Origin of the sequence: Amycolatopsis deserti, assembly GCF_014653945.1 — a bacterium.
Taxonomy (GTDB): Bacteria; Actinomycetota; Actinomycetes; order Mycobacteriales; family Pseudonocardiaceae; genus Amycolatopsis_E; species Amycolatopsis_E deserti.
In genome coordinates this window covers 1,239,775-1,252,949 of record NZ_BNAU01000001.1, presented here as the reverse complement: position 1 = coordinate 1,252,949, position 13,175 = coordinate 1,239,775, and the positions used below count along the sequence as shown (strand labels likewise).

Annotated in this window: 13 protein-coding genes and 1 riboswitch; of the genes, 7 read left to right on the top strand and 6 right to left on the bottom strand. The window is 72.7% G+C overall.

Going from position 1 to position 13,175, the window contains the following annotated elements; translation table 11 throughout:
- Nucleotides 1-7 precede the first annotated feature (7 nt).
- Nucleotides 8-481, top strand: coding sequence for a bifunctional nuclease family protein (locus IE290_RS06070; protein WP_179776442.1), 474 nt, complete (start codon nucleotides 8-10; stop codon nucleotides 479-481).
- Between the two features lie 366 nt (nucleotides 482-847).
- The gene (locus IE290_RS06065; RefSeq protein WP_191243452.1) at nucleotides 848-1,414 is read left to right on the top strand and encodes a MerR family transcriptional regulator; all 567 of its coding nucleotides are present in this window, start codon (nucleotides 848-850) and stop codon (nucleotides 1,412-1,414) included.
- Nucleotides 1,415-1,456: 42 nt separating this feature from the next.
- A riboswitch (glycine riboswitch) is annotated at nucleotides 1,457-1,557 on the top strand.
- A 160-nt stretch (nucleotides 1,558-1,717) separates the two neighbouring features.
- Here the strand turns inward: IE290_RS06065 and IE290_RS06060 are convergent.
- On the bottom strand, nucleotides 1,718-2,080 hold the full coding sequence (locus tag IE290_RS06060; protein ID WP_191243451.1) for a nuclear transport factor 2 family protein: 363 nt from the start codon (nucleotides 2,078-2,080) through the stop codon (nucleotides 1,718-1,720).
- A gap of 124 nt (nucleotides 2,081-2,204) precedes the next feature.
- On the opposite strand from IE290_RS06060, the gene IE290_RS06055 reads away from it, so the two are divergent.
- On the top strand, nucleotides 2,205-2,969 hold the full coding sequence (locus tag IE290_RS06055) for a helix-turn-helix transcriptional regulator (protein WP_191243981.1): 765 nt from the start codon (nucleotides 2,205-2,207) through the stop codon (nucleotides 2,967-2,969).
- A 168-nt stretch (nucleotides 2,970-3,137) separates the two neighbouring features.
- On the opposite strand, the gene IE290_RS06050 is transcribed toward IE290_RS06055, so the two are convergent.
- From IE290_RS06050 to IE290_RS06030, 5 genes are all read right to left on the bottom strand, one after another.
- Nucleotides 3,138-3,878 carry a substrate-binding domain-containing protein gene (locus IE290_RS06050; protein ID WP_229874237.1) on the bottom strand — a complete coding sequence of 247 codons (741 nt, stop codon included), beginning with the start codon at nucleotides 3,876-3,878 and terminating at the stop codon, nucleotides 3,138-3,140.
- A 738-nt stretch (nucleotides 3,879-4,616) separates the two neighbouring features.
- Complete coding sequence (locus IE290_RS06045) at nucleotides 4,617-5,477, bottom strand: 3-methyladenine DNA glycosylase (protein ID WP_191243979.1); 861 nt, start codon at nucleotides 5,475-5,477, stop codon at nucleotides 4,617-4,619.
- Complete coding sequence (locus IE290_RS06040) at nucleotides 5,477-6,520, bottom strand: hemolysin family protein (protein WP_191243450.1); 1,044 nt, start codon at nucleotides 6,518-6,520, stop codon at nucleotides 5,477-5,479. The genes IE290_RS06045 and IE290_RS06040 overlap by 1 nt, the downstream gene beginning before the upstream one ends.
- Nucleotides 6,517-7,851, bottom strand: a complete 1,335-nt coding sequence (locus IE290_RS06035; RefSeq protein ID WP_191243449.1) for a hemolysin family protein — start codon at nucleotides 7,849-7,851, stop codon at nucleotides 6,517-6,519. The genes IE290_RS06040 and IE290_RS06035 overlap by 4 nt, the downstream gene beginning before the upstream one ends.
- Nucleotides 7,852-8,053: 202 nt before the next feature.
- Nucleotides 8,054-8,647 carry a TetR/AcrR family transcriptional regulator gene (locus tag IE290_RS06030; protein WP_191243448.1) on the bottom strand — a complete coding sequence of 198 codons (594 nt, stop codon included), beginning with the start codon at nucleotides 8,645-8,647 and terminating at the stop codon, nucleotides 8,054-8,056.
- Nucleotides 8,648-8,813: 166 nt separating this feature from the next.
- Between IE290_RS06030 and IE290_RS06025 the strand changes: the two genes are divergently transcribed.
- Genes IE290_RS06025 through egtD form a run of 4 tightly spaced genes read left to right on the top strand, consistent with a single transcriptional unit; the run spans nucleotide 8,814 to nucleotide 13,158 of the window.
- Nucleotides 8,814-10,061 carry a glutamate-cysteine ligase family protein gene (locus IE290_RS06025; RefSeq protein ID WP_191243447.1) on the top strand — a complete coding sequence of 416 codons (1,248 nt, stop codon included), beginning with the start codon at nucleotides 8,814-8,816 and terminating at the stop codon, nucleotides 10,059-10,061.
- Between the two features lies 1 nt (nucleotide 10,062).
- Entirely contained in the window at nucleotides 10,063-11,424 is a 1,362-nt protein-coding gene (gene egtB, locus IE290_RS06020; RefSeq protein WP_191243446.1) for an ergothioneine biosynthesis protein EgtB, read from the top strand.
- A gap of 1 nt (nucleotide 11,425) precedes the next feature.
- Nucleotides 11,426-12,184, top strand: a complete 759-nt coding sequence (gene egtC / locus IE290_RS06015; RefSeq protein ID WP_191243445.1) for an ergothioneine biosynthesis protein EgtC — start codon at nucleotides 11,426-11,428, stop codon at nucleotides 12,182-12,184.
- Nucleotides 12,184-13,158 (top strand): L-histidine N(alpha)-methyltransferase, encoded by a 975-nt coding sequence (gene egtD / locus IE290_RS06010; protein ID WP_191243444.1) that lies wholly within the window; start codon nucleotides 12,184-12,186, stop codon nucleotides 13,156-13,158. The genes egtC and egtD overlap by 1 nt, the downstream gene beginning before the upstream one ends.
- Nucleotides 13,159-13,175: the final 17 nt, after the last annotated feature.

Here is a 13,175-nt window from a genome sequence, read left to right as displayed (position 1 = left end):
AAGCCCGATGAGCGAAATGCGCGTCGTCGGCGTGCGGGTGGAGTTGCCCGCGAACCAGCCGATCTTGTTGCTGCGGGAGGCGCAGGGTGAGCGGTACCTCCCGATCTGGATCGGGTCCGTGGAAGCCACCGCGATCGCGCTCGAGCAGCAGGGCGTCCGCCCCGCCCGCCCGCTGACCCACGACCTCCTCAAGGAGGTCATCGGCGCGCTGGGCCGCGAGCTCGAGCAGGTCGTGATCACCGACCTGCGCGAAGGCACGTTCTTCGCCGAACTGGTCTTCGACGGTGACGTGCGGGTGTCCGCGCGGCCGAGCGACTCGGTGGCGCTGGCCCTGCGCGTCGGGGTGCCGATCCACGCAGTGGACGCGGTGCTCGACGAGGCCGGGCTCATCATCCCGGACGAGCAGGAGGACGAGGTCGAGAAGTTCCGCGAATTTCTCGAATCCGTCTCGCCGGAGGACTTCCGCGGCGCGGACACCTGACCGCCCGCCTCCGGCGGCGCCGAAGGGGTCTTCCCGGCTCGAGCACCGGCCGGGAGGGCCCCTTCGGCGCGTTCCGGGGCTCGTGAGGCGGAAAATTACCCGGCCGGGTAACCGTGGTCGGGGAGTCTTGACCGGTCAACTCTCAAGACACCGTCGAGACGGGCCGCGCGTCGCGTTGACCAGGCGCTCGCCCGCGCATACCGTCGATGGCGGTAAATCGCTTCGGTGTGATTCGGCCGCGGCGCGGTCACTGGGGCACAGCGCGGTCAGCAAGCGCAGCGACGGTTTACCACCGCCGAGGGTCCTGTCCAGGGCCCCGGGTGCTTGTTTCGACCGGCCGCACCGGCCGGGCGAGGGGAGGCATGCGTGGTCGACGAAGGGCCGGTTCAGGTCGTGCCCGGGGAGCAGGGTGAGCTCTTCCCGGACTCGTCCCTGCCTGACGAGCTGGTCGGATACCGGGGTCCCGCGGCCTGTCAGATCGCCGGCATCACCTACCGGCAGCTGGACTACTGGGCGCGCACCGGGCTGGTCGCGCCGAGCATCCGCACCGCCCACGGTTCGGGCTCGCAGCGGCTGTATTCGTTCAAGGACATCCTCGCCCTCAAGATCGTGAAGCGTTTACTCGACACGGGCGTCTCGCTGCAGAACATCCGCGTGGCCGTCGAGCACCTGCGCAAACGCGGGGCGCGCGACCTGGCGAAGGTCACGCTGGTCTCCGACGGCACCACCGTCTACGAGTGCACGTCGCCGGAGGAGATCGTGGATCTGCTCCAGGGCGGTCAGGGCGTGTTCGGCATCGCGGTGAAGGTCCCGATGCTGGAGATCAGCGGCACGATCCACGAGTTCCCGGCCGAGCGCGCCGATGGCGGTCAGGTCGAATCGGTCGTCCCGGACGAACTCACCCAGCGCCGCAACGCCCGCCGGACCGGGTGATCGTCGAACCGAACCGGGGAGTAGGGTACTGATCGCGGTCGCCGAAGCCGCGCGGGAGAGACCGGGCCACCACCAGAGCGTCCGGCGCCGAAGGAGCAAATCCTCCCCGGAACCTCTCAGGCACCCTGGACCGCGCGGACGAGACGCCTCTGGAAAGCGGGCCGACGGGCACAACTCCGTCCGGCCCCGCCGAAGGTGCAAACCCGGCTCAACTCTCGGGTGAACCTCTCAGGCGCCCTGACGGGGCACGACAGAGTGGGGAGGGCCCGGAACTGGGGGTTCCGGGCCGGTCCGCCGATCGCCTCAGCCGGGCACCTTGTCCAGGAAGCCCAGCACCTGGTTGATGCGGCCGTCCTCGATCGTCACCACGTCGAAGCCGATCGCGAGCGGCTCCGCGGCGCCGGGCGCGCCCAGGTGCCAGGTGAACCGCGCCTGGTCGTGGTGGCCGTCCACGGCGCCGCCGAGGCTGAACTCGAGCCCGGCGAACTGCTCCTGGGCGGCGGCGATGAACCCGTCGATGCCGTCCGTGCCGCGCACCGAGCCCACCGGGTCGGTGTAGGTGGCCTCGGGGGTGAACAGGTCCGCCACCAGCGCCCGGCGCTTGTCGGCGTCGGTCTGGTTCCAGACGTCGATGTAGGCCTGGGCGAGGGCGGTGTAGTCGGTCATCGGATCCTCCTGATGTGGTCGGTGTGACCTGATCACGATCACCCGGATCGGGCGGGGAGTCGATTACGCCGGAGGTAATGGCGGCCCCGCGCGCGCGACCCGTAACTTCGGACGGGTGACGACCATGCAGCGCCCGGTGGGCGAGCAGTTGCGGCAGTGGCGGGAACGCCGCCGGCTCAGCCAGCTCGACCTCGCCCTGTCCGCCGAGATCTCCACGCGCCACCTGAGCTTCCTGGAGAACGGCCGGTCCCAGCCCAGCCGCGACATGGTGCTGCGCCTGGGGGAGCGGCTCGAAGTCCCGCTGCGGGAACGCAACCGGCTGCTGCTGGCCGCCGGCTACGCCCCGGTCTACCCGGAGACCCCGCTGCCCGACCTGGGGGCCGCGCTCGACGCCGTCCGGCGCCTGCTCGCCGGGCACGAGCCGTACCCAGCGGTGGTCGTGGACCGCAACTGGGACCTCGTCGAGAGCAACAGCGGGATCACGCTGCTGACCGATCTCGCCGACCCGGAGTTGCTGGAGCCGCCGGCCAACGTCCTGAGGATCGCGCTGCACCCGCGCGGCCTCGCGCCGCACGTGGTCAACCTGGGGCAGTGGCGGGCCGAGCTGCTGGGGCGGCTGCGGCGCCAGGTGGAGATCACCGGGGACCCGGATCTGGCCGGCCTGCTGGCCGAGGTGAGCGGGTACCCGTGCGACGACCCGGTGGACGAGGCGCCGGCCGGGTCGGTGTTCGTGCCGGTGCGGCTGCGCCACGGCGACACCGAGCTGACGCTGCTGTCGGTGGTCGCGACGTTCGGCACCGCGCTGGACGTCACGCTGGCCGAGCTGGTGATCGAGTCGTTCTACCCGGCGGACGCGATCACCCGCGAGGTGCTCACCCGGTCGACGTGATCACGGCGCGGCCCGCGCCGGGTCAGGGGGCGCAGGCGAGCCCGGGGCGACCACTTGGCCGCCTGGTCTGCCACGACGACGATCGCGAGCACCACCAGCACCACGCGCCACCGCGCACCCTGCCACCCATGAAGTCGCGCCGGCTGTGCGGGCGGCGGTGGCTGTGAATCAGGCGCCGGGGGTGAGCACCCGGGTGAAGTCGGCCTTCTGCGCGGGTTCCTGCAGGTAGTTGCGGAACACCTGGGAGGCGCGCTGCTGCACCTCGTCGACGTCGTCGGCGGTGAGCACGGCGCACGGGTAGTCGGCGGTGGCGGTGGTCGCCAGCGACTCGGACGGGGAGGTCAGCAGGGTGGGCTTGGCGGCGGTCAGCTCGGTGATCGTCGCCGTGTTTTCCGGGATCCACACGGCGGGCTGGCCGCCGATCGAGTCGATGTTGCCGCGGCCGGTGAGGGCCAGCAGGACGCGCTGGTCGTCGATGGCCTGAACGTGGACGTGGACGCAGTGCGCGTGCACGACGGTCCGCGCCTGGTTCCACCGCTCGGCGGCGGCCGTCACGGCGGGCGCCACGGAGGGGGCGGCGATCACGTTGAGGTTCGAGTCGCCCTCGGCGCACGCGCTGGCCTGGGCCTCGGCGCGGCTGTTGAGGATGCTGTCGGCCCAGCCCCAGCCGAGGAGCCCGAGGACGAGCAGCACGACGAAGCTCGCGGCGACGATCGGCCACTTCGCGATGCCGCGCTTGGTCTCGCCGATCACGCGGTGCGAGCCGGTCGCCTCCCCGGGCGGCGCGACACGGTGCGAGCCGGTCGACTCGCCCGGCGCGGCCCGCCTGCGGCCGAGCTGAGGACGCCCATCCGCGGCGAGGATCCGGCGGGTGGTCTCGCCGGGCCGGTAGCCGGACGCCTCACCCACCGCCCGGCGGCTCCCGGTGGACTCGGAGGCGCCAGCGATGGCCCGGCGGCTGCCAGTGCTCTCGGAGCCGCCCGCGCGGCTCCCAGCGCTCTCGGAGGCATCGGCGGCGGCCCAGCGGCTGCCGGTGGTTTCGGAGGCACCTACGAGGGCCCGGCGGCTGCCGGTGGTGTCGGCCGTGACCGCCCGGCGGCTGCCGGTCGCCTCACCGGGGGTGGGGCGGTACCCGGAGTCCACGGCGCGGCGGCTGCCGGTCGCCTCACCAGGGGCGGGACGGTAGCCGGAGTCGACGGCACGGCGGCTACCCGTCGCCTTACCGGGAGCACTGCGGTAGCCGGAGTCCACGGCGCGGCGGCTGCCCGTCGCCTCGCCCGGAGTGCCGCGGTAGCCGGAAGCCCCACCCGCCGCGCGGAAATCCGAGCCCGCCGGCGGATAGCCGCCCCCGGTCGGCTCACCGGCGCCCGGGACGCGGCTGCCCGTCGTCCCACCAGGAGCGCCCGGCGCACGCCGGTACCCGCTCGCCGAGCCGGGATCCACTGGGAAGGCCCCCACGACCTCGCCCGGCCGCGCCGCCGCGGTCCGGGTCTCAGGACGGCCGTGAGCGGGGTCATCGCCCCTGCTGTGTCGCCCCATGCGTGCTCTTCCTCAACTCTCCGTGTGCTCCGACAAACGACGTTCACCCTAACAGGGGTTCGTCGTTAGCGAAACGTGATGAACCCAAGAAAATCGCAGGACTGAGCGTTACTGCACTGCTGCGAGCAGCGTCCGGCAATGCTCGATCAGCCGAGCGCGCAGCGGCTCCGCCCGGGCGGCGAACCCCGCCTGGGCCCGCGCGTACTCCGCACGCCCGGAGGCGGTCTCGATCCGCACGGGGGAGTAGCCGAGCCCGGACAAATCGTACGGGCTCGCCCGCATGTCCAGTTCCCGGATCTCCACCGCCAGTTCGAAGCAGTCCGCGACCAGCTCCGACGGCACGAACGGGTCGAGTTTGAACGCCGCCCGGTACAGATCCATGTTGGCGTGCAGGCACCCCGGCTGCTCCAGCTCCACCTGCCGCTCCCGCGACGGCTGCAACGCGTTGCGCGGCCGCGCCGGCGGGGTGAAGAACCGGAACGCGTCGTAGTGCCCGCAGCGCAGCTCCAGCGACTCCACCACGGTGTCGGTACCGGCCGGGCCCAACCGCAGCGGCAGCTGGCTGTGCCGCACCTGCCCGGGCGGCTGCCGGTACACCATCGCCCACTCGTGCAGCCCGAAACAGCTCAGCCGCGGCGCGCGGGACGCCGTCGCCTCCAGCAGCACGAGCAGCGCCCGCACCGTCGCCACCCGCTTCACCGGCAACTCGCCGAGCGTCACGCCGCCGCCGGTCTCCCGGAAACCCGGCCGCTCCAGGAACTCCCGGCCGCCCGCGAGCACCACGCCCGGCCCCGGGCTCCACCGTTCCAGGTGCGCGGGCCGGTGCGGGTAGTACTGGAACAGGAAGTCGTGCACCGGGTGCTTCTCGCCGCGCGACCGGCGCTCCTGGTAGGGCACGGTCCAGCGGCGGACCCGCGCGATGTGCTCGCGTTCCCGGGCCCGCCACTCGTCCTCGGTCAGCACCCGCATCACGCCGTCACGTGCGTCCCGTCGCGCACCGTGCCCACGTACTCCTCGACCAGGTCCTCCAGCGCGACCACGCCGATGATCGTGCCGTCGGCGTCCCGCGCGCGGGCCAGGTGGCTACCCTCGCGCCGCATCGCGGACAGCGCCTCGTCCAGGCGGGCGTGCACCGGCAGGTCGGTCAGCGGCCGCGTCTTGTCCGCGGGCACCGTGCTCCCCGCGGGCTCGCCGATCTGGTCGAGCACGTCCTTGACGTGCAGGTACCCGATCAGCTCGCCGCCGGCCGACCGCAGCGGGTAGCGCGAGAAGCCGGTCGAGGAGACCGCCGCCTCCACGTCACCCACGGTGGGCGCGCTCGGCAGCGTGGTCAGCTCGGCGGTGGGCACCAGGACGTCGGCGACGGTCTTCTCGACCGACGACAACGTCTGGCTCAGCCGCTCGTGCTCGGACTGCTCCAGCAGGCCCTCCCGGCGCGATTCGGACAGCAGCTCGGCCAGCTCGTCGGAGGTGTAGGCGGTCTCCAGCTCGTCCTTGGGCTGCACGCGGACCAGCCGCAGCAGCACGTTGGCCATCGTGTTGAGCAGCCAGACGAACGGGTTGGTGAGTTTGACCCAGCCCACGTGGATCGGCACCAGCCACAGCGCCAGCCGCTCCGGCTCGGCGATCGCGAGGTTCTTCGGCACCATCTCGCCGATCAGCACGTGCAGGACGGTGATGAACGCCAGCGCGATCGCGAACGACACCGCGTGCAGCACCACCTCCGGCAGCCCGATCAGCTCGAACAGGCCTTCGAGCTGGTGCGCCACCGCGGGTTCGCCGAGGCGGCCCAGCAGCAGGGAGCAGATCGTGATGCCCAGCTGGGCGCCGGCGAGCATCTGCGACACGTGCCTGCTGGCGTTGATCACGATCCGGGCCCGGGTCTTGCCCTGCTCGAGCAGGGCCTCCAGGCGGTCGCGGCGCGAGGAGATCAGGGTGAACTCCGCGCCCACGAAGAACGCGTTGAGCAGCAGCAGGACGACGATCAGGAAGATGGCGAGCCAGTCGTTCACCGCGCCACCTCCGGCCGGGCCTCGGCCAGCGGCCGCAGGCTCACCTCGGCGATCCGCAGCCGGTCCATCGCCGACACCGTCAGCCGCCAGCCGTCGACCTCGGTGGAATCACCCGGCTCGGGGATGCGGCCGAGCCGCTCCAGCACCAGGCCCGCGATGGTTTCGTAGTCCCCGTCGGGCATCCGGAACCCGGTGATCTCGGTGACCTCGTCGGCGCGCAGCTGCCCGGACACCAGCCAGGTGTCGGTGCCGACGCGCTGCGAGGAGGGCGCCTCGCCGGTGTCGTGCTCGTCGCGGACGTCGCCGATGATCTCCTCGACCACGTCCTCCAGCGTCACCAGGCCGGCCGTGCCGCCGTACTCGTCGACGACCATGGCCAGCTGGAAGCGCGAGTCACGCAGGCGGGACAGCAGCGCGTCGCCCGGCAGCGATTCCGGCACGGTGGGCACCGGGCGCATCACCGACCCGATCCGCACGGTGGCGCGCTCGGCGGCGGGCACCGCGAAGGCCTGCTTCACGTGCACCGCGCCCTGCACGTCGTCCAGGTCCTCGGTGTAGACCGGGAACCGCGAGAACCCGGTGCGCCGGGACAGCTCGACCAGGTCGTTGATCGTCTCGCCGACGGTCAGCGACTGGACCTGCACGCGCGGGGTCATCAGCTCCTCGGCGGTGCGGTCGCCGAAGCGCAGCGACTTGTCCAGCAGCTGCGCGGTCGAGGTGTCCAGCGTGCCGCTTTCCGCGCTGGTGCGCACGATCGAGCCGAGCTCCTGCGGCGACCGCGCCGAGCGCAGCTCCTCCTGGGGCTCGATGCCGAACTTGCGCACGACCCAGTTGGCGCTGTTGTTCATCAGCGTGATCAGCCAGCGGAACAGCGCCGAGAACCGGGAGTGGTAGCCCATCACGGCCCGCGCGGTCTCCAGCGGCTTGGCCACGGCCAGGTTCTTCGGGGCCATCTCGCCCAGCACCATCGACAGGATCGTCGCCAGCAGCAGCGCGACGACCAGGGAGGCGCCCGCGGCGAGCCCGTCGGACAGGCCGGCACCGGTGAGCAGCGGGCGGACCAGGTTGCCGATCAGCGGCTCCGCCACGTACCCGGTGACCAGGGTGGTCAGCGTGATCGCGACCTGCGCGCCGGAGAGCTGGAACGACAACGTCGAGTGCGCCTTGCGGACCGTGCGGGCCCGCTTGTCACCGACCTGGCGGACGTGGGCCTCGACGGTGCTGCGCTCGAGCGCGGTGAGGGAGAACTCGGCGGCCACCGCGAGACCGGTGCCGACGGTGAGCAACACGAAGAAAACGACTCCGAGAACGGAGAGGAGCACTTCCATCATCGGCCATCACGGTCCTGAACCGGGCCGGGGAGGTGCTCGGGAACGCCGGGTTGGTCACCCGGCTTCGTACTGTCACCAGGTGACTGCGCGTCGCGCACGAAAGAAGTCACTCCTTGGGAGTTGGCTGAAAGTGTGCCGCCATGATACCCGCACCCGCGCGCACACGAGTGGCATCGGCGCTGGTGAGGGTGTCAGGACGCGGTCAGGACTCGATGGCGGCGCGGACCCGGTGCCGTCGCACGCTTTCCTCGACCAGGTCGAGCACCGGCCCGAGGTCGTCGGCGGGCAGGCCCATCGCCAGGTGCGACACCAGGCCCTCCAGGACCAGCTCCAGGTACGCAGTGAGCACGTCGACGTCCACGTCGTCGCGGAGGTTGCCGGCCTGGCGCTGCCACTGCAGGCGCTGCCGGGTCGCGGCGGTCAGCTGCTGCGAGCGCTCCGCCCAGCGGCCGCGGAACTCCGGGTCGGTGCGCAGCCGGCGGGAGACCTCCAGGCGGGTGCCCAGCCAGTCCGCCGGGTGATCGCTGCCCTCCGCGAGCAGGTCGCGCATCACCTGCACCAGGCCCTGCTGCGCCACCACGTCGGCCATCCGGGCCGCGTCCTCCTCCGCGAGGGCGAGGAAGAGCGACTCCTTGTCGCGGAAGTGGTGGAAGATCGCGCCGCGGGACAGCCCGGTCGCTTCCTCCAGCCTGCGCACCGTGGCACCCTCGTAGCCGTACCGGGCGAAACAGACGCGCGAACCGTCGAGGATCTGGCGCCTGCGCGCTTCGAGGTGGTCTTGGCTCACCCGGGGCATGGCTAGATCCTGACACCGGATACCGGGCTTTCGCAAACCGTACGTACTTACTGCAATTCTTCCGGATCTCCGGCCCGTTCCCGGGTCCGGTCCGTTCGACGCCTGAAATTGTCGGTGCCCGCGTGTAGCTTCCGAAGACGAGTGCTCCGCAGAGATTGGACACGACATGACAGCGGCTCGGCCCGTTTCCCCCGCCCCGGGCGGGGCGGTGGCGGCGAAGGTGGTCTCCGACCGCGCCGAGGGTGAGGCGTACGTGGCGTCCGTGTGCTTCAAGCACGGCCCACCGCGCCTGCTCGGCGTGGAGCTGGAGTACACCGTGCACTACGCCGGCGACCCCCGAAGACCACTCGACGCGCAAGACCTCGCCCGTGCGCTCGGCCCGCACGCCCCGCGCACCCTCGATCCCGACAGCCCGGCCCGCCCGTTGCCGGCCGGCTCCCCGCTGACTCTCGAACCCGGCGGCCAGGTGGAGATCTCCGCCCTGCCCCAGGCCTCGCTCCGCGAGCTCGCCTCGGTGGTCACCGCCGACCTGGAACACCTCACCGAACTGCTGGCCCGCCACGGGTTCGTCCTGCGCGACGAGGGCATCGACGCCCACCGCGCACCGGCCCGGCTGCTGGACACCCCGCGCTACGCCGCGATGGAACGCCGGTTCACCCCGATGGGCCCCGGCGGCGTGACGATGATGTGCAGCACCGCCGGCCTGCAGATCTGCGTCGACGCCGGGGAGGCCGACGCCTTTCCCGCCCGGTGGGCGGCGATCCACGCGCTCGGGCCGCCACTGCTGGCCCTGTTCGCCAACTCGCGGCGGCACGCGGGCCGCGACACCGGCGCGGCCTCGGCCCGCTGGCTCGCGGTGATGAACACCGAACCGTGCCGCACGTCGGCCGCCGCGTGCGGCCCCGACCCGGCGGCGAGCTGGTCCCGCCGTGTCCTGGACACGCCGCTGCTGGTGGTGCGCCGCGGCGACGGGCCGTGGGACGCGCCGGAGGGCCTGACGTTCGCCGACTGGGCGGGCGGCCACGGCGCCGGGCGGGTCCTGCGCCGGCCCACCCTGGCCGACCTCGACTACCACCTGTCCACGATGTTCACCCCGGTGCGGCCGCACGGTTACCTGGAGGTCCGCTACCTCGACGCCCAGCCGCGGCAGCGTTGGCTGCACCCGGTCGCGCTGCTGACCGCCCTGCTCGACCAGCCGTCCACAGTGGACCGGGTGCGCGAGGTGTGCGCGCCCGTCGAAGGGGAGTGGGAACGGGCCGCGCGCGCCGGGATGGCCGACCCGCGGATCGCGGCGGTGGCCCGCGAGGTCGCCGACCTCGGGTGCGCCGAGCTGGCCCGCACCGGCCTGACCGACGAGACCGTCAACCGGATCAGCGAAGGCGTGCAGCGGCTCGCGCACGCCGGGGAGGGATGAGATGACCGACGTGTCGCCGCTGACCGAAGCGCCGAACCCGGTGCGGGACCTGCCCGCCGAGGCCCTGCGGTCCCGCGCGGCCGCGGCCCTGGAGCGGGCGCGCGCCCGCAGCACCGCGCTCACCGACGCGGTGGACGACGACGACCTCGTCCGCCAGCACTCGAAGCTGATGTCGCCGCTGGTCTGGGACCTCGCGCACATCGGCAGCCAGGAGGAGCTGTGGCTGGTGCGGGACGTCGGCGGCCGTGAGCCGCTGCGGCCCGACATCGACGACCTCTACGACGCCTTCCAGCACCCGCGCGCCACCCGGCCGTCGCTGCCGCTGCTGGGCCCGGCGGAGGCGCGCGCCTACGTCGCCGAGGTGCGCGCCAAGGCGTTCGACGTCCTGGAGCGCGCCCCGATGACCGGCCGCCCGCTCACCGAGGCCGGGTTCGCCTTCGGCATGATCACCCAGCACGAGCAGCAGCACGACGAGACCATGCTGGCCACCCACCAGCTGCGCCGGGGCGATCCGGTGCTGCACGCGCCCGAGCCGCCGCCGTCCCGGTCCGGGCCGCTGCCCGCGGAGGTCCTCGTGCCGGCCGGCCCGTTCGTGATGGGCACCTCGCTGGAGCCGTGGGCGCTGGACAACGAGCGCCCCGCGCACGAGGTGCACGTGGACGCCTTCTACCTGGACACGGTGCCGGTCACCAACGGCGCCTACGTGGAGTTCCTCGAGGCGGGCGGCTACCAGCAGCGCGAGTGGTGGAGCGCGGCGGGCTGGGAGTACCGCAGCGCGCACGACATCACCGCGCCGCGGTTCTGGCGGCGGGAAGCGGACGGCTGGTGGCGCGTCCGGTTCGGCGTCCACGAGCCGGTGCCGGCCGGCCAGCCGGTGGTGCACGTGTCGTTCTACGAGGCCGAGGCGTACGCGAAGTGGGCCGGCAAGCGGCTGCCCACCGAGGCGGAGTGGGAGAAGGCCGCCCGGTTCGACCCGGCGACCGGGGAGTCCCGGCGCTACCCGTGGGGCAACGACGATCCCACGCCCGAGCACGCGAACCTGGGCCAGCGGCACCTGTCGCCGGCGCCGGCAGGCGCGTATCCGAAGGGCGCGTCGGCGTTCGGCGTGCACCAGCTGATCGGCGACGTGTGGGAGTGGACGAGCACCGACTTCGCCGGCTACCCGGGCTTCCGCGCCTTCCCCTACCGGGAGTACTCGGAGGTGTTCTTCGGGCCGGAGTACAAGGTGCTGCGCGGCGGTTCGTTCGGCACCGACGCCGCGGCCGTCCGCGGCACGTTCCGCAACTGGGACTACCCGATCCGGCGGCAGATCTTCTCCGGGTTCCGGTGCGCGCGGGACGTCCCGCCGGGCGAGCGGGCCTGAGATGTGCCGCCACGTGGGTTACCTGGGCCCGCCCCGCTCGCCGGTGGACGCGGTGTTCGACGCGCCGCACTCCCTGCTGCGCCAGACCTACGCGCCGCGGGACATGCGCGGCGGCGGGGTGGTCAACGCCGACGGGTTCGGGCTGGGCTGGTACGACGCCGGGCCGGAGCCGGTGCGCTACCGCCGGCCGGTTCCACTGTGGAGCGACCACGACCTGCCGCGGCTGGCGCGGTCGGTCCACAGTGGCGCGTTCGTCGCCGCGGTGCGCAACGGCACCACCGGCATGCCGTCCGGGGAGGGCGCGTGCGCGCCCTTTACCGGCGGGCGGTGGCTGTTCAGCCACAACGGGATGGTGCGCGGCTGGCCGGACAGCCTCGCCGCGCTGGCCGGGAAGCTGCCGGTCACCGACCTGATGACCCTGGAGGCGCCCACCGACTCGGCCGTGCTGTGGGCGTTGCTGCGCGAGCGGCTCGAGGCGGGGGAGGACCCCGCCGGCGCGGTCGCCGACCTGATCGCCCAGGTCGAGCGGGCCGCGCCGGGGTCGCGGCTGAACTTCCTGCTCACCGACGGCACCGTGCTGGTGGCCACGGCCTGGACCCACGCCCTGTCGGTGCGGGTCGAGGGCGAGGCCGTCCTCGTCGCGTCCGAACCGCTCGACGACGCGCCCGGCTGGTCGGCGGTGCCGGACCGGCACCTGGTCCGCGCCGAGCACGGCGCCGTCGAAGTCATCCCCCTCAACGCCGATCGGAGTGTTCCCTGATGACCGAGTCCGAACTGGACATCCACCGCAGCGCGAGCGACATCGCGGAGGCGTTGCGCGCGGACGTGCGGGAGGGGCTGTCGGCCGAGCAGAAGTGGCTGCCGTCCAAGTGGTTCTACGACGCGACGGGCAGCAGGCTGTTCGAGGACATCACCGCGCTGCCCGAGTACTACCCGACGCGGTCCGAACGCGAGGTGCTGGCGCGGGAGGCCGGCGAGATCGCGCGGATCACCGGCGCGCACACGCTGGTCGAGCTCGGCTCGGGGTCGAGCGAGAAGACCCGGCTGCTGTTGGACGGGCTGCGTGACCACGGCAGCCTGCGCACGTTCGTGCCGCTGGACGTGTCGGAGTCGGCGCTGGCCGAGGCGGTGGAGGCGATCCAGGCCGGCTACCCGGGGCTGGACGTGCGCGGGGTGGTCGGCGACTTCACCGAGCACCTGGGCCTGCTGCCCGGTGAGCCGCCGCGGCTGGTGGCGTTCCTCGGCGGCACGATCGGCAACTTCCTGCCCGCCGACCGGGGCAAGTTCCTGCGGTCGGTGCGGGACGTGCTGGCCGGCGGCGAGTGGTTCCTGCTGGGCACCGACCTGGTCAAGGACGCCGGGACGCTGGTGCGCGCCTACGACGACGCGGCGGGCGTGACGGCGGAGTTCAACCGCAACGTGCTGCGGGTGGTCAACGAGGTGCTGGGCGCGGACTTCGACCCGGACTCCTTCGAGCACGTGGCCCACTGGGACGCCGAAAACGAGTGGATCGAGATGCGGCTGCGCACCCCGAAGGCGGTACGCGTGTCGATCCCCGGCGCGGGCATGGAGGTGTCGTTCGAGGCGGGGGAGTACATCCGGACGGAGATCTCGGCGAAGTTCCGCCGCGAGGGAGTGACCACCGAACTGGCCGACGCGGGCTTCGCGGTGGAGCACTGGTGGACCGACGCCGTGGGACGGTTCGGGGTGTCCCTGGCCCGCGCGATGAGCTAGCGGCTCCCTTCGCCCGC